At 72.5% G+C, this 17102-nt stretch carries 7 protein-coding genes; 5 read left to right on the top strand and 2 right to left on the bottom strand.

Annotated elements, in window-relative coordinates:
- Positions 1 to 23 precede the first annotated feature (23 nt).
- The gene (locus BDW27_RS12970; protein ID WP_233515742.1) at positions 24 to 2546 is read right to left on the bottom strand and encodes a penicillin acylase family protein; all 2523 of its coding nucleotides are present in this window, start codon (positions 2544 to 2546) and stop codon (positions 24 to 26) included.
- Positions 2547 to 2841: 295 nt separating this feature from the next.
- Between BDW27_RS12970 and BDW27_RS12965 the strand changes: the two genes are divergently transcribed.
- The 5 genes from BDW27_RS12965 (at position 2842) to BDW27_RS12945 (ending at position 15804) form a co-directional block, all read left to right on the top strand.
- Entirely contained in the window at positions 2842 to 3054 is a 213-nt protein-coding gene (locus tag BDW27_RS12965) for a hypothetical protein (protein ID WP_110049468.1), read from the top strand.
- A 308-nt stretch (positions 3055 to 3362) separates the two neighbouring features.
- On the top strand, positions 3363 to 13688 hold the full coding sequence (locus BDW27_RS12960; protein WP_110049467.1) for a non-ribosomal peptide synthetase: 10326 nt from the start codon (positions 3363 to 3365) through the stop codon (positions 13686 to 13688).
- 68 nt (positions 13689 to 13756) lie between these two features.
- Positions 13757 to 13966: an MbtH family protein gene (locus tag BDW27_RS12955; RefSeq protein ID WP_017544117.1), complete on the top strand. Its 210-nt coding sequence runs from the start codon at positions 13757 to 13759 to the stop codon at positions 13964 to 13966.
- 51 nt (positions 13967 to 14017) lie between these two features.
- Complete coding sequence (locus BDW27_RS12950; protein ID WP_110049466.1) at positions 14018 to 15007, top strand: ATP-binding cassette domain-containing protein; 990 nt, start codon at positions 14018 to 14020, stop codon at positions 15005 to 15007.
- Positions 15004 to 15804 carry an ABC transporter permease gene (locus BDW27_RS12945; RefSeq protein ID WP_110049465.1) on the top strand — a complete coding sequence of 267 codons (801 nt, stop codon included), beginning with the start codon at positions 15004 to 15006 and terminating at the stop codon, positions 15802 to 15804. The genes BDW27_RS12950 and BDW27_RS12945 overlap by 4 nt, the downstream gene beginning before the upstream one ends.
- A gap of 103 nt (positions 15805 to 15907) precedes the next feature.
- On the opposite strand, the gene BDW27_RS12940 is transcribed toward BDW27_RS12945, so the two are convergent.
- The gene (locus BDW27_RS12940) at positions 15908 to 17101 is read right to left on the bottom strand and encodes an MFS transporter (RefSeq protein ID WP_110049464.1); all 1194 of its coding nucleotides are present in this window, start codon (positions 17099 to 17101) and stop codon (positions 15908 to 15910) included.
- Between the last annotated feature and the right edge of the window lies 1 nt (position 17102).

Here is a 17102-nt window from a genome sequence, read left to right as displayed (position 1 = left end):
CCGGACGTCTCCGGGGCCGGGAGTCACGGGACGAGGGTGAGCTCGTCCTCGGTGGCCTCGCGGACCGCCTCCTCGGTCACCGCCCAGGGGAGCGTCGCGCCCTCCGCCCACAGTTCCAGCTGGTCGTCGTAGTTCGGGTGGAAGGCGTGGCCGGAGTTGCCGGTGAGGTGGATCCACGTGGAGGAGTCCCGGTCGGCCAGGTCCACGACCATGCGCATCGACGGGACCGTGGTGATGCCGTAGCCCTCCGACGTGTTCCAACCGGTGGCGTTGACCAGGTCGGAGCCGCCCGCGCTCTCCACGGGGCCGCGGTTGAACAGCCACTCCACCGGGCCGATCCCCGAGGTCCCGAAGGACTCGTGCGTCGCGGTGAGGGTGTGCAGGTCGCCCCAGCGCCAGTCGGCCGGGTCGTCGCCGAGCAGTTCGTTGAGCTCCTCCACGGCGGCGTCCATCGCCGCGGCCAGGACCTCCTCCCGTCCGCTGGCGTCCCGGCCCTCCCACCAGGCCGAGTCGGGGTCCTCCAGCAGTTGGGAGACCACGTGCATCCCGCGTGAGCGGCCGTCCATGCCGCGTTCCCCGAGTTCGTCGAAGAGCAGGGGGAGGAGCTGGCGCCAGGTCGCGTTGTAGAACGCGGCCGCGGCGGAGTCGGGTTCGTTGCGGTGGTCCCAGTCGACGAGGAGTTCGCGCGCCTCGGCGGTGGCTCCCTCGACCGGGGTGTCCAGCAGGTACGGAGTGACCTCGAGGGCGCTGGTGTGGAGGGAGTCCACGAGGATCCGCTCCATGTCCGCGACACCCACGGGGCCGTCCGCGATCGCCTCGTCCAGGAGGTCGTTGATCCGCTGGCCCCGGTAGCCGTAGTTCCAGTCCGAGGTCAGGAAGTGCTCGTAGTCCTCGTCCACGACCGACTCGTTCGCGGTGACGATCACCCCGGACTCCGGGTTGTACACGCTGGGCAGCTCGTCGAAGGGCAGGAACTCGTCCTCCCAGTCGTAGTCGGAGTCCCAGCCGGGGGCGGGCCAGCGGCCGTCGCCCTTGCCCCGGACCGGGACCAGCCCCGGAGCCTGGTAGCCGATGTTGCCCTCGTTGTCCGCGTAGACGAGGTTCTGCGAGGGGACGTCGAACCTGCTCGCGGCCTCGCGGAAGGTGTCCCAGTCACGGGCGCGGTTCATGGAGAAGATCGCGTCGGCGGTGGTGCCCGGCTGGAGCGCGGTCCAGCGCAGGGACACCTGGTAGGGGGCGTCGTCCCCCTCACGGGGGTTCTCGCCGATCCGCCGCAGGTTCGACCCCGCGGACGTGGTCGACAGGATCGGGCCCCTGTGGGTGGAGCGGACGGTGAGTTCGAGGTCCTGGCCGCCGGAGACCGCGATGGTCTCCTCGATGATCTCCAGGGGGCGCCTCTCCCCGTCCACCACGTAGTCGTCGCCCTCCACCCGCTCCAGGTAGAGGTCCATGACGTCCGGGTTGAGGTTGGTGAAGCCCCAGGCGATGGACTCGTTCTGGCCGATCACAACGCCGGGCAGGCCCGAGAAGCTGAACCCGCTGGTGTCGAAGGGGCACTCCTCGGTGAGCTCCGTGCAGTGCAGTCCCATCTGGTACCAGGTGGACGGCATCGAGGCGCCCAGGTGGGGGTCGTTGGTGAGCAGCGGAAGACCGGTCTCGGTGTGCTCACCGGACACGACCCAGGAGTTGGATCCGAGGTCGGGGTCGTCGGAGGGGCCGAGGAGGTCCGGGATGGCGTCGTGCACGCCGGAGAGCCCGCCGAGCGCCGCGAGGGCCTCCTCGGGCAGGTCGGGTGCGCGGCCCAGGTCGGCTTCGGTGCCGGACCCGTTGTGCTCCTCGGTGGCCGTGATGGTCGCGTGCTTCTCGGTCGGGTAGGCGGGGTAGAGCTCCTCGATCTGCTCCTCGTCGAGGCCGTCGGCGAGCAGCAGGGCCCGCTGCGTCTCGTCCTGGAGGTTGCCGCCGAGGTCCCAGGCCATGGCCTTCAGCCACGCGAGGCTGTCCGTGGGCGTCCAGGGCTCCACGGTGTAGTCGTCCGCGGTGATCCCGAGGAGGCCGTACTCCAGGCCGGCCGAGAGCCCCTGGTTGTCGTCGATCCAGGCGTTCACTCCGGCCGCGTAGGCGTCCAGGTAGCGCTGGGTGTCCTCCTCCAGGAGGTCGTACTCCTGCTCGGCGACCCGGCGCCAGCCCATGGTGCGCAGGTAGATGTCGGTCTCCACCTGGCCCGGGCCGAAGAGTTCGGCGGTGCGCCCCGCCGTGACGTGCCTGCGGAAGTCCATCTCCCAGAACCGGTCCTGGGCGTGGGTGAACCCCTGGGCGACGAAGAGGTCCTCGGCGTCGTCGGCGTAGAGGTGGGCGACGCCGCGTTCGTCCCGCAGCACGGAGACCGGCGCGCCGAGTTCGGTGAGGGTCAGCTCCCCGGAGGTGGTCGGGAAGGAGCGCCGTACCGCCCAGACCCCCAGGAGCGAGGCGATCAGTGCGAGAGACGCGACCGTGGCGACAAAGCCCAGAAAAACACGAAGAAGGACACGCTTCCGCAATACACCCATGTCGGAACCCTAGGGCGTTCCGCCTTCGGCGCTCCAGTCGTCGCCGTTAATTGTTACCAACTGGTAGAAAAAGCTGTTCCTCCTGGCGGGGGCGAGTGGGGCCGAGTGGGTGCTGTCGGGGAGCGTTCCGTGTGCCGGAGGTCGCCGACGCCAGGCGCGGCGCGGCCGAGGCGATCGGAATAACTCATGGCGAACCGGACCAATACCCCCGCCGCTCGGTGACGAATAGTCCCGTGAGGGGCGGTTCGTCCAACCGGCGAAAGGCCCCGTCCGACCATCGAAGGGAACCCCCGTCATGACGTCAGTTCGGCGACGCGTCTCCGCGCTCCTGCTCTCCGCCCTCACCGCCACCGCTGTCCTCGGCCTCGCTGTCGCACCCGCTCAGGCCGCCGCGGCCCCCGTCGCCGAGGCCCCCTCGTCCCCAGGTGGCCTGCTCGGTGGTCTGGGCCTGTTCGGGGACGGCGGACTGCTCACCATCTTCATCGGCAACTACCAGATCAACAACTAGCGGCCCCTTTCAAAGTGGCCGGAGTGGTGCACTCCGGTCGCTTTGCCCTGTCCGGAATATGGCTTTTAGTAAGTATCCGATTGCTTTGTGTGATGTGCATCACGCAATCCTTCCGAACTTTCGCCACGAATCACCAGTGATCACAGACAAGCTATTGAAAGCGGTCATCCCGGCCTCCCTGGGGCGACCGATCCGCTGGCGTGCTCCGTTCCCCGCCCGGGGCACCCCGGACACACGCATTCAATTCCCCGCAACCGCGGCCCGTCCGCTGCTTCGGCAGAGGCGCCGACGCGATTGGAAGGTCTTCGATGACGAACACCGGCCGAACCCGCCGACTGCCGCTCACGGCTGCCCAGACCGGGCTCTGGTACGCGCAGCAGATGGACCCGGGAAACCCCGTGTACGCCATCGCCGAGTACCTGGAGTTGGACGGTCCGCTGGACGTGCCGGTCCTCTGCGCCGCCCTGCGCCAGGCGGTGCTGGAGACCGAGTCGCTCCACCTGCGCTTCGGCGAGGAGGACGGGGAACCCTGGCAGGAGGTCCGCCGACCGGAGGACTGGTGGCCCACCGTCGTGGACCTCACCGACGAGCCCGACCCCGCCGCGTCCGCCCGTCGGTGGATGCGCGACGACCTCGCGCGGGCACAGGACGTCCGGGGCGAGACCCTGTTCGCCGAGGTGATCTTCCGGCTCGGCGAGGAGCACCACTTCGTCTACCAGCGCGTCCACCACCTGCTCCTGGACGGCTACGGGGCCATGCTGGTCCTGGGCCGGGTCGCCGAGGTCCACGACGCCCTGGCCGCCGGGACCGAGCCGGGGCCCAGCCCCTTCGGTTCACTGAGCCGACTCCTGGAGGAGGAAGCCGACTACCGGGCGGACGGCACCGAGGAGACCGACGGCCGCTTCTGGTCGGAGTACATGGCTGACGCCCCCGACGCGGTGGGGCTGGCCGGTACGCCCCCGCGGATGCCCACCAGCCTGCACAGGGTCACCGACCACCTGCCGCGCGAGACCGCCGCCGGACTCCAGGCCGCCGCCCGCCGGCAGCGCACCAGCCTGCCCACCGCGGTCCTCACGGCCACCGCCGTCCACCTCCACCGCTTCACCGGCGCCCGGGACGTCGTCCTGGGCCTGCCGGTCACCACTCGCCGCACGTCGCACGCGCGGACGGTTCCGGCCGCGGTCTCCAACATCGTTCCGCTGCGGGTCCGGGTCCGCCCCGACCAGCCGGTGTCCGAACTCCTGCGGCAGGTGGCGCTGGACACCCGGCGGGTGCTCCGGCACCAGCGCTACCGCAGCGAGGACCTGCGTCGCGGCGGGAACCCCGGTCGCCGCCTCACCGGGCCGTCGGTGAACATCATCCCGGCCCTGGGCGAGCTGGTCTTCGCCGGGCTCCCGGCCACCACGCACAACCTCTCGGTCGGGCCCGTCGAGGACCTGTCCGTCATCTTCCACGGGCTCGGGGCGACCCAGGACATCCGCGTCGACTTCGACGGCAGCCCGGACCTGTACACGCGCGACGAGCTCGGCGACCACCAGAGCCGCCTGTTCGCCGTCATGCGGGCCATCGCCGAGGACCCCTCCGCCCCGGTGGGAACCCTGGCCGTCCGCTCCGACGAGGAGGAGCGGTCGGGGGCCAGCATGAGCGCCGGCCCGGTGCGGGCGCTGCCCGACCTCACGGTCGCGGACGAGTTCGCGGTCACCGCCTCCCGGTTCCCTTCGAGCACGGCGGTCGTCGCGCCGGACGGCCGACTCACCTTCGCCCGCCTCGACGCCCTGTCCGACCGCTGGGCCGACCACCTCGTCGCGCTCGGCGCCGCCCCCGGGCGCGTGGTGGGAGTCCGGCTGGGGCGCCACACCGACCTCGCCGTCGCCCAGCTGGCGGTGCTCAAGGCCGGCGCCGTGTGCCTGCCCCTCGACCCCGGCTACCCCACGGGCCGACTGGCCGCGATGGTGCGGGACGCGCGGCCGGACATCGTGCTCACCCACGGCGACACCGTGTCCGGGACCCCGGACGAAGCGCTCGAGGTCACCCCCAGGACCGTCCGGATGGACGATCCGGCCACCAGGACCGCCGTCGAGGAGGGCCCGCGTCCGCACACGTCGGACCGGCCCCGCCCCGCCACCGGAGCGGACCTCGCCTACGTCATCTACACCTCCGGTTCCACGGGCGCGCCCAAGGGCGTCGCCGTGGAGCACCGATCCCTGCTCAACCTCCTGCACTCGCACCGCGAACTCGTCTTCACCCCCGCCCGCGAACGCCACGGACGGGCGCTGCGGGTGGCGCACACCGCGGGGCTCTCGTTCGACGCCTCCTGGGACCCCTTCCTGTGGATGGTCGACGGACACGAGCTCCACCTGGTCGAGGACGAGGTCCGCCGCGACCCGCAGCGGCTCGTGGCCCACCTGCGCGAACAGGGCCTGGAAGCCATCGAGACCACGCCCTCCTTCGCCCGCGCGCTCCTGGCCGAGGGGCTCGCCGAGCCCGGCGGCCCCACGGTCGTCGCCCTGGGCGGTGAGGCCGTGGACGCCGACCTGTGGAACACGCTCGCGTCGCTGGAACACGTCAGCGCGCACAACCTGTACGGCCCCACCGAGACCACCGTCGACAGCCTGACCGCACCCGTCACCTCGGAGAGCCACCCCCACATCGGGGGCGCGGTCGCCAACTCCCGCGCCTACGTCCTGGACTCGGGGCTCCGGCCCGTCTCCCCGGGCGGCACCGGTGAGCTGTACGTCTCGGGCGCGTCCGTCGCGCGCGGCTACCTCGGCCGTTCCGTGCTCACCGCCGAACGGTTCGTGGCCGACCCCCACGCCGCCGACGGCAGCCGCATGTACCGCACCGGCGACCTCGTCTCGCCGGGACCCGACCACACCCTGCGCTTCCTCGGCCGCGCCGACGACCAGGTCAAGGTACGCGGGGTGCGCGTCGAACCGGCCGAGGTCGAGGCCGTCGTCCGGGAGTGCCCCGGAGTCCGCCAGACCGCGGTGATCGCCGTCGGCGAGGGCGCGGACACCCGCCTGGTGGCCTACGTGGTCGTCGACGACCCCTCCGACACGGACAAGGTCCGTGCGCACGCCTCGGACCGGCTGCCCGCGTTCATGGTGCCCGCCGCGACCGTCCGGGTCCCCGAGCTGCCGCTGACCCCCAGCGGAAAGCTCGACCGCGCCGCCCTGCCCCTGCCCTCCGGCGGCTCGGAGGCCCTCCGGGCGCCGCGCGACGAGCGGGAGCGCAGGCTCTGCGAGCTCTTCGCCGAGGCGGTCGGGGTCGAGCGGGTCGGCGTGGACGACGACTTCTTCGCCCTGGGCGGCCACTCCCTGCTGGCCACCCGCCTGATCGGCCGGATCCGCGCCGAGTTCGGCGCGGCCCCCGCCATCCGCGAACTCTTCGAGAACCCCACGGTCGCCGGGCTGGCCAGGGTGCTCCCGGACGAGGCGGTGACCGGACCGCGACTGGAGCCGCGCGAGCGCCCCGAGGTGCTGCCGCTGTCGCACACCCAGCGCAGACTCTGGTTCCTCAACAGGTACGCGCCCGACTCCGGCGCCTACAACATCCCGGCCGCGCTCCGGCTGCGCGGCGAGCTGGACACCGGGGCACTGCGCGCCGCTCTGGACGACCTGGTGGAACGCCACGAGACCCTGCGCACCGTGTTCCCGCTGCACGGGGAGGAGCCCCGCCAGCACGTCCTGGCACCCCACGAGAGCCCCCTCGACTTCGCGGCCGTCTCGTGCCCCGAACCCGACCTGGAGCGGGTGATCACGGCCGAGGCGAGCCGGGGCCTGGACACCTCCGTGGAGACCCCGCTGCGGGTCCGGCTCCTGCGGGTCGACGACCGTGACCACGTCCTGCTGCTGGTCCTGCACCACATCGCCGGTGACGGGTGGTCGCTGGGACCGCTCGCCCGGGACCTGGCCGACGCCTACTCCGCGCGCTCCCAGTGGCGGGCCCCGGACTGGGCGCCCCTCCCGGTCCAGTACGCCGACTACACGCTCTGGCAGAACGAGGTGCTCGGCGGGGACGACGACCCGGAGAGCGAGCTCTCCCGGCAGCTGGCCTACTGGCGCGAGGCCCTGCGAGGGGCCCCGGAGGAGACGGTCCTGCCCGTGGACCGCGCCCGCCCCGAACAGTCCAGCGGCCGCGGCGGCTCGGTCCCGCTGCGCCTGTCACCCGAACTCCACGAGCGCCTCAACGGGCTCGGCGACAAGCACGGCGCCAGCCTGTTCATGGTGCTCAACGCCGGGCTCACCGCGCTGCTCTCCCGCCTGGGCGCGGGCTCCGACCTGACGGTCGGCACACCCACGGCGGGCCGTACGGAGGCCGAACTCGACGATCTCGTCGGCTTCTTCGTGAACACGGTCGTCATCCGGACCCGGACATCCGGCAATCCGACCTTCGATGACCTGGTCATCCGGTCCCGGCAGGCCTGCCTCTCCGGTTTCGCCCACCAGGACGCCCCCTTCGACCGCGTGGTCGAGGAGCTGCGTCCGACCCGCACGGGCTCGCGGCCACCGCTCTTCCAGGTGATGCTCGCCCTCCAGAACATCCGCGCCGAGCGGCCGTCCCTGGGCGGCCTGGACACCACCGTGCAGGAGGGCGTCGGCACCCGGCAGGCCAAGTTCGACCTCACCCTCAACCTGACGGTGCACCTGGGGTCCGGGGGCATCGCCGAAGGGCTCCTCGGCGACCTGGAGTACGACGCCGACCTCTTCGACGAGCACACCGCCCGCTCCGTCGCCGACCGCTTCACGCACCTGCTCTCGGTCCTGGCCGAGGCCCCGGACACCCTCGTCGAGGAGGCGGAGCTCCTCCTCCCCGGAGAGCGGGCGGAGCTGGACGAGGGCTCGGCGGGACCGTACCGTTCCGGAGCCGCGGACTCGATCCTGGAGGCCTTCGAGGCCCAGGTCCTGTGCACTCCCGACCGGACCGCGGTGGTCGCGGGCGACGACTCGCTGACGTTCGCGGAGCTGGACGCCCGCGCCGAGAGCCTGGCCCGCCTCCTGGCCGACCGGGGCGCCGGGCCCGGAACGACCGTGGCGACGGTGCTGCCGCGTTCGGTCGACCTGGCGGTCGCGCTCCTGGGCGTGCTCCGCAGCGGAGCCGCCCACATGCCCGTCGACACCTCCTACCCGCGCGATCGGGTCGACCACATGTTCGCGGACGCCCGGCCCGAGCACGTCCTCACCACGGCCGGGAACCGGACGCGCGTTCCCGCCGACAGCACGGTGCTGTACGTCGACGCGCTGCCGCTGGACACACCGATGCTGCGGGTTCCGGCCAGGCCGGGCCCCCGCGACGCGGCCTACGTCGTCTACACCTCCGGATCCACCGGGCGCCCCAAGGGCGTGGTCGTCGAGCACCGCTCTCTGGCCAACCTGCTCCACTCGCACCGGGAGCGCGTGTTCGGACCGGCCGTCGCCGCCGCTGGCCGACCCCTGCGGGTCGCGCACACGGCCGGGGTCTCCTTCGACGCCTCGTGGGACCCGTTCCTGTGGATGGTGGACGGCCACGAACTCCACATCGTCCAGGACCCCGTCAGGGGGGACGCCGAACAGCTCGTCGCGCTCCTGCGTGAGCGGGAGGTCGACGCGGTCGAGACGACGCCCTCCTACGCCAGGCAGCTCGTGGCCCTGGGGCTCTTCGACGGCGGCACCGGGCCGCGCGTGCTCGCCCTGGGCGGAGAGGCGGTCGACGCCCGGCTCTGGGACGAACTGCGCGACGTCCCCGGCCTGACGGCGCACAACCTGTACGGGCCGACCGAGTGCACCGTCGACAGCGTCACGGCCCGTTCCGACGAGGAGATCGAACCGGTGATCGGCAGGCCGATCGCCAACACCGGCGCCCGGGTCCTGGACGGCAGGCTCCGCCCGGTCCCCGCAGGGGTCGTCGGCGAGCTCTACCTCAGCGGAGCCGGGGTCGCCCGCGGATACCTCGGCCGCCCGGGGATGACCGCCGAGCGCTTCCTCGCGGACCCGTTCGCCGCCGACGGGAGCCGGATGTACCGCACCGGTGACCTGGTCACCCGTCGGTCCGACGGCGCGCTGCGCTACGTCGGCCGCGCCGACGGACAGGTCAAGGTGCGCGGCCACCGGATCGAACTCGGCGAGGTCGAGGCCGTCGTGGCCGAACACCCCGACGTCGCCCAGTCGGCCGTGGTGCTCACCCGCACCAGGGACGGGGACGCGCGGCTGGCCGCCTTCGTCACCGCACGGCCGGGCGGACGCCCCGACACCCGGGGGATCCGCGACCACGCGGCGCGCAGGCTCCCCGCCGCCATGCTGCCCGGGGTGGTCATGGTGCTGCCCGAACTCCCGCTGACGCCCAACGGCAAGCTGGACCGGGCCGCGCTGCCCGAACCCGAGGCCGTCACCGGCAGTGGACGCGGCCCGCGCACCCGCGACGAGACCGTCCTGTGCGAGCTGTTCGCCAAGGTCCTGGACGTGCCCGAAGTCGGCATCGACGACGACTTCTTCGCCCTCGGCGGCCACTCGCTCCTCGCGGTCCGCCTGGTGGCCCGCATCCGTCACACGGTCGGCGCCGAGGTCGCGGTCCGCACGCTCTTCGAGGCACCGACCGTCGCCGGTCTGGCCGCGGCCCTCGGCACCGGCCGCCAGTCCAGGCCCCCGCTGCGACCGGTGCCCCGGCCCGCGCGTATCCCGCTGTCCTTCGCCCAGCGCAGGCTGTGGTTCCTCAACCGGTTGGACACCTCGGCGGCCCTCTACAACCTCCCGATGGCGGTCCGGATCACCGGTGAGCTGGACACAGAGGCGCTGCGCGGGGCGCTGCGCGACGTCTCCGCGCGCCACGAGAGCCTGCGAACGGTCTTCCCCGACATCGACGGCGAGCCCCTCCAGCACGTGCTGCCCCCCGAGGCGGTCACCCCGGGCAGCGAGTGTGTCGAGGTCGCCTCCGAGGAGGAGCTGCGGCAGGCCCTGGTCCGCGAGGCGGGCAGGGGCTTCGACCTGGCCGTCGAGACGCCCCTGCGGGGCCACCTGTTCAGAATCGGCCGGGAGCACGTCCTGCTGCTGGTCCTGCACCACATCGCCGGTGACGGATGGTCGACCGCGCCCCTGGCGCGCGACCTCTCCATGGCCTACACCGCCCGTGTGCACGGCACCGCGGCCCTCGCCCGCGACCTCCCGGTGCAGTACGCGGACTACACGCTCTGGCAGCGCGAGGTCCTGGGCGACGACGGCGACCCCGAGAGCGCGATCCGGCACAGCCTCGACGCCTGGGAACGCCGCCTGTCCGGCGCCCCGGACGAGGTGCGCCTGCCCTCCGACAGGCCCCGCCCCGCCAGCGCCTCCCAGCCCTCCGCCAGCACGGGGGTGGAGATCGGCGCGGACCTGCACGAACGCCTGGTGCGGTTGGCCCGGTCCTCGTCCACGAGCCTGTTCATGGTCCTCCAGGCCGGACTCGCCGCCCTGCACACCCGCCTGGGCGCGGGCGACGACATCGTGATCGGCAGCCCCGTCGCGGGGCGCACCGACCCCGCCCTGGACGAACTGGTCGGGTTCTTCGTCAACACGCTCCCGCTGCGCACCGACACCTCGGGCAACCCGACCTTCACCGAGCTGCTGGCGCGGGTGCGCGACGCCGACCTGGACGCCTTCGACGACCAGGAGGTGCCCTTCGAGCAGATCGTGGAGCGGCTCAACCCCTCCCGTGCCCTCGGACGCCATCCCCTGTTCCAGACGGCCCTGACCCTCCAGAACAACGAGACGCCCACCATGGAGCTGTCGGGTCTGGACGTGCGCCCCGAACCGGGCGCCCCGGCACTGGGTGCCAAGTTCGACCTCTCCTTCGACCTGGCCGAGCAGACCTGTCCGCTGGGCGGCGCCGCCGGTGTCACCGGCACGCTGGAGTACAACAGCGCGATGTTCGAACCCGGCACGGCGCGGCTGTTCGTGGAGCGCTACGTCCGACTGCTCGACGCCGCCACCCGGGCACCCGAGGCCCGTCTCGGTCGCCTGGAGATCCTCTCCGGAGAGGAGCGGGAGGGACTCCTGGCGGACGGGCACGGCCTGCTCAGGGAGCTTCCGGTCGAGACCGTCGTGGAGCTGTTCGAGGAGCAGGTCCGGCGCACCCCCGACGCGATCGCGCTGGTCTGCGCGCAGGAGCGGCTCAGCTTCGCCGACCTCGAACGGCGCGCCAACTGCCTGGCCCGTTCGCTGGTCAAGCTCGGCAACGGGCCCGGCGACGTGGTCGCCGTCCTGCTCCAGCGTTCGGTGGAGACGGTCGTGAGCCTCCTGGGCGTGCTCAAGAGCGGCGCCGCGTACCTGCCCCTCGACCCCGACCACCCGGACGAGCGGTTGGCCACCATGATCGGGGACGCCGTGCCCGGGCTGGTGCTCACCGACTCCTCGCTCGCCTACCGGGTCCCCGACGCCCCGCTGGTGCGCGACGTGGACGCCATCACCGACAAGCACGGCGACTGCCACTGCGCCACCGCGGGCGCGCTCACCGACCGCGAACGGGTCCGCCCGCTCACCGCCTCGGACATCGTGTACGTCATCTACACCTCGGGCTCCACCGGCAGGCCGAAGGGGGTCGAGGTCGAGCACGGGTCGTTGGTCAACCTGTTCCTGAGCCACCAGGAGGAGCTGTTCACCCCGGTCAGCGAGGAGCTGGGCCGCAAGCTCCGAGTCGCGCACACCGCCGGTGTGGCCTTCGACGCCTCCTGGGACCCGATCCTCTGGCTGGTCGACGGGCACGAGCTGCACGTGGTGGAGGACGCGGTGCGCCGCGACCCCTCCGGCCTCGCCGACTACCTGACCCGCAACCGCGTGGACTCCGTCGAGACCACGCCCAGCTACGCCCGCAGGCTGATCGCCGAGGGCGTGCTCGACCACTCGGACGCGCTCTCGGTGGTGGCCCTGGGCGGAGAGGCGGTCGACGCCGACCTCTGGGACGACCTGACCCGCCGCCCCGACGTGCGCGCCTACAACTTCTACGGCCCCACCGAGACCACGGTGGACGCCGTCATCGCGGGCATCGGCGGCGAGGCCGGACCGACCATCGGCCGACCGGTGGGCAACATCCGGGTGTACGTGCTCGACGGCGGACTCCAGCCCGCACCCGTGGGCGCGCTCGGTGAGCTCTACATCGCCGGAGCGGGGCTGGCCCGCGGGTACCGCAGCCGCCCCGGCATGACGGGGGAGCGGTTCGTCGCCGACCCCTTCGCCGCCGCGGGCGGGCGCATGTACCGGACCGGAGACCTCGTGCGGTGGCGCGCCGACGGCACGCTGGAGTTCGTCGGCCGCGCCGACGACCAGGTCAAGCTCCGGGGTTTTCGGATCGAACCCGGGGAGATCAGGGCGACGCTCGTGGACCACCCCGGCGTCGCCGAGGCCGCCGTCCTGGTGCGCCGCACGGCGGCGGGCGACGCCAGGCTCGTGGCCTACCCGGTGCCGCTCGTACGCCCCGGCCCCACCGACGCCGAGCTGCGCCGACACCTGGCCGCCAGGCTTCCCGAGTACATGGTCCCGGCGGTGTTCGTCCGCCTGGAGTCCCTGCCCCTGACCGTGAACGGCAAGGTCGACAACGCGGCCCTGCCGGACCCCGCCGAGCACGCACCGCAGGTGACCGGTGTTCCCGGGACACGGCGCGAGATCCGCATGTGCGCGCTGTTCGCGGAGATCCTGGACCTGCCGAGGGTCGGGGTGCACGACGGGTTCTTCGAGCTGGGCGGGCACTCCCTGCTCGCGGCGCGCCTCGTGCGGCGCATCAGCGCCGCCCTGGGCCAGGAGGTCACGGTGCCGATGCTCTTCCAGAACCCCACGGTCGCCGGGCTCATCCAGGCGGCGGACGGGGAGACCACCGAGACCGGGCTCGGCCGGATCCTGCCGATCCGGCCCACCGGCGAGGGCGCCCCGCTGTTCTGCGTGCACCCCGCCGGAGGGCTCGCCTGGCCCTACGCGGGGCTGGCGCGGCACATCGGCGCCGACCACCCGGTGTACGGGCTCCAGGCCCCGGGGCTCAGCCCCGGCGACCGGACCGAGCACGCCACCGACCTGCGATCCCTCACCGAGGACTACGCCGCGCGGATCCGCGAGATCCAGCCAGAAGGGCCCTACCACCTGCTGGGCTGGTCCTTCGGAGGCAACATCGCGCACGCGCTCGCCGGACACCTCCAGGAGACCGGCGACGAGGTGGCCACCCTGGCCCTGCTGGACTCGCACCCGTTCGGCCAGTCCGCGGAGGAGGGCTTCACCGACGACACCGAGGTTCTCGTCGCCCTGCTCCGGGCCGTCGGCTACGCCGAGGACGCCGAAGGCCTCGGCGAGTCACCGCGGACCGAGGACGCCATCGCGGTGTTCCGGCGCCACGGCGACCCCCTCGGCGAACTCTCCAAGGAGGCGGTCGAGGCCATGCTCCTCGGCTTCGACCGGCAGGTGACCCTGCTGCGCCACGGACGGCCGCCCGTCTTCGACGGAGACCTCCTCTTCTTCACCGCGACGCTGGACAGCGTTCCCGGAGTCGACCTCGCCCGGACCTGGCGGCCCTACGTCGAAGGCCGGATCGACAACCAGGACGTCACGTGCACGCACGCGCTCATGGCCACACCGGAGGCGCTCTCCGTGATCGGACCGGTCGTCGCCGACCGTCTGGCCCGCTCACTGGCGCACCGCCGCTGACCCCCACGAACCACCGACAATCCGCGGCCGTGATCACGAGCCGCACGAACACAGAAGGGCACACAGCCATGCAGAACCCGTTCGACGACACCGACGCCTCCTTCCTGGTCCTGGTCAACGCCGAGGACCAGCACTCCCTGTGGCCCGCCTTCGTCCCGGTCCCGGCCGGCTGGGTCGTGCGCCACGGTCCGGCCGAGCGCCAGGAGTGCCTCTCCTACATCGACACCAACTGGACCGACATGCGGCCCCACCGGGTGCGCCAGCTCGACGCCGCCTGAGAACCCCGGGCCCGGCCGCGCGGCCGGGCCCCCAACCACGAAGGGAGTGACGTGGACGGGGACGACCATGTCATCGAGGTCGAGGGACTGACCAAGTCCTTCGGGCGACACCGCGCGCTACGGGGCATCGACCTGGCCGTGCCGCGCGGGCACGTCCTGGGGCTGCTCGGCCCCAACGGGGCGGGCAAGACCACCACCGTCCGCGTGCTGACCACCCTGCTCCGGCCGGACGGCGGGCGGGTCCGGGTCGCCGGTCACGACGTGGTGGCCGACCCGGGCGCGGTCCGCCGCAGCATCGGGCTCTCCGGCCAGTACGCGGCGGTGGACGAGAAGCTCACCGGTTTCGAGAACCTGCGCATGGTGGGCCGTCTGTACGGGATGAACCGCGCGCAGGCGGCCGAGCGCGCCCGGGAACTGCTGAGGCGGTTCCGGCTCTCCGATGTCGCGGACCAGCGGTCGGGCGCCTACTCGGGCGGTATGCGCCGCCGCCTGGACCTGGCCGGGGCCCTGGTGGCCCGGCCCGAGGTGGTCGTGCTCGACGAACCCACGACCGGCCTGGACCCGCGCGGGCGCATGGACACCTGGGAGATCGTCTCCACCCTCGTGGAGGACGGGACCACGGTCCTGCTGACCACGCAGTACCTGGAGGAGGCCGACCAGCTCTCGGACACGATCGTGGTCATCGACAAGGGAACGGTGATCGCCCGGGGCAGCGCGGACGCCCTCAAGGAGCACATGGGCGGGGCTCGGATGGACTTCGTCCTCGCCGACGCCGCCGACCTGGATTCGGCCGCGGGGATCGTCGCGGACCACGGCAACGGCCGACCCGAGACCGATCCGGGCGCCAGGCGGCTCTCGGTGGGCACCTCGGAGGGGCAGTCGGCGCTGACCGGGGCTCTGGCGGCGCTGCAACGGGGCGGTGTCCCCGTGGTCGAGGTGGCGCTGCGCCGCCCCACCCTGGACGAGGTGTTCCTGGAACTGACCGGACGTGACGAGGGCGAGGCCGCCGAGCCCGCCTCACTGGCGGGAGGGCCGCGGTGAACGCGCTGATGAGATCGGTGAGCGACAGCGGGGTCGTCGCCCACCGGAACCTGCTCCACGTCGTGCGCACCCCGGGATCCATGGTCGCGGGGGTCATCCAGCCGGTGATGTTCGTCCTGCTGCTCGCCTTCGTCTTCGGCGGCAGCCTGGGCGGCGCGCAGTACCGGGAGTTCCTGATCGGCGGCATCTTCGCGCAGACCCTGCTGTTCAACTCGTCCTTCACGGCGGTCGGGCTGGCCAACGACCTCCAGAAGGGCATCGTCGACCGCTACCGGTCGCTGCCCATGTCCCGGATCGCCGTCATCCTGGGCCGAACCCTCTCGGACCTGGCGACGAGTTCCCTGTCGCTGCTGGTCACGGCCGTGTGCGGGCTCCTGATCGGATGGCGGGTCACCACGGGGGCGAGCGAGGTGGTCCTGGGCGTGGCCCTCCTGCTCTTCTTCGCCTTCGCGACCTCCTGGATCGGGGTCTTCATCGCGCTGACCGCCCGCAGCGTCGAGGTGGCCCAGAGCCTGGGCCTGGTCTGGCTGTTCCCGGTCGCGTTCGTGTCGGGTGCCTTCGTCTCCATCGAGGGCATGCCCGCGCCGCTGCGGGTCGTCGCGGAGTGGAACCCGGTCACGGCGGTCGCCTCGGCCGCCAGGGAGCTGTTCGGCAACGCCCCGCCGCCGGGCCTGGCGCAGCCGACCGGCTGGCCCGCGGAGAACGCGGTGCTGTACGCGGCGCTGTCCTCGGCCGTGATCATCGCCATCTTCGCCCCGCTGGCCCTGCGCCGCTACGTCCTCATCAGCGCCCGCTGATCCACGGGGCCTCAGGGGGCGCGGAGGCGGAGCGGGACGACCCATGGGCGGACCGCCACCTCCGCGCCCCGGGGCCGACGGACCACGGGGTGCCTCCCCGTACTCAGGCCCGGGGCCGGGGCTCCTCCTTGAAGGAGCGCAGGAGCAGGGGGACGCACAGGAAGACGGCGGCCCCCATGACGGCGAAGTAGGAGGGGGCGGACAGGTCCAGGAGGGTTCCGCCCAGGACGGGACCGACGAAGAACCCGAGGTAGCGCAGTTCGGACAGGCCGAAGTAGGCGCCCTTGCGGTCGTCCGTGGCCAGGGAGTGCACCGCCACGTCCGGCAGCGGCAGCAGGATCGCCTCGCCCAGGGTCCAGAACACGATGGCCACGTACAGAAGGACCACGTTGGTCGTGCCCAGCCACACGCAGACGAAGGCGACCGCGAAGAACACGCACCCCAGGGTCACCAACGGCCCCCGGGGGAGGCGCTCGGACAGCCAGATCACCGGGGGCTGTACCGCCAGGGCCAGGGCGGCGTTCAGCACCAGCAACGAGGCGAACAGGTACTCCGTCCGGTCGCCGTAGGCGCCCTTCATGTACAGCGGGATGGACGTGTCCATCTGGGCCATGATCAGGAAGACCACCGCTCCCGCGCCGATGGCGGCCATCAGGTGGCGGTCACGCAGGGCGTCGGTCCACGGAACCGGGGCGGTGCTCCTGGAGGAGGTCTCCAAGCGCGTCAACTCCGCGCCGCGCACCACCACCACTGACAGGTAGAGCGCGAAGAAGGCCGCCGGGGCCAGGAAGAACGCCGCGGGACCCACGTGGAACAGGACGCCGCCCACGGCCGGTCCGACGATCGCACCCATACACAGGGTGATGTAGCGGACCCGGAAGATCCGGCCGTCGCCGGTGTCGGACAGGGAGAGCAGCTTCTTCATGCTCGGTTCGACCATCGTGCGCGCCACGCCCAGGCTGAGGAAGAGCGCCACGATGGCGGCGGGAGCGGAGGCCAGGGCCAGTGCCGAGTAGACCAGCACGTTCAGCAGGAGTCCCCACCGCATGAGCCGGACGGCGCCGAACCGGTCGGCGACCATCCCGCTCAGGAGGCCGCCGAACGCGGCGATCAGCGGAATGCCACCGACCACCGCGCCGATCCCCGCGGCGGACAGTTCCGTCCGGTCCGCGAGGTAGAGCGCGGCGAACGGCAGGGCGGCGAAGAACGCCATGGAGTTGAGCAGCGAACCCAGCACGAGTGTGCGTTCGTCGCGGCTGAAGCGCCACAGGGAACGGCGCTGACCGGTCTGGGTCACG

Source organism: Nocardiopsis sp. L17-MgMaSL7, assembly GCF_003182025.1.
GTDB classification, from domain to species: Bacteria; Actinomycetota; Actinomycetes; order Streptosporangiales; family Streptosporangiaceae; genus Nocardiopsis; species Nocardiopsis prasina.
The sequence above is the reverse complement of the archived record's forward strand: the minus strand, read 5'-3'. Positions and strand labels throughout refer to the sequence as shown.

Coding starts and splice junctions, on each gene's coding strand:
- BDW27_RS12955 (WP_017544117.1), top strand. CDS start 13,757: ATGCAGAACCCGTTCGACGACACCGACGCCTCCTTCCTGGTCCTGGTC.
- BDW27_RS12965 (WP_110049468.1), top strand. CDS start 2,842: ATGACGTCAGTTCGGCGACGCGTCTCCGCGCTCCTGCTCTCCGCCCTC.
- BDW27_RS12970 (WP_233515742.1), bottom strand. CDS start 2,546: ATGGGTGTATTGCGGAAGCGTGTCCTTCTTCGTGTTTTTCTGGGCTTT.
- BDW27_RS12960 (WP_110049467.1), top strand. CDS start 3,363: ATGACGAACACCGGCCGAACCCGCCGACTGCCGCTCACGGCTGCCCAG.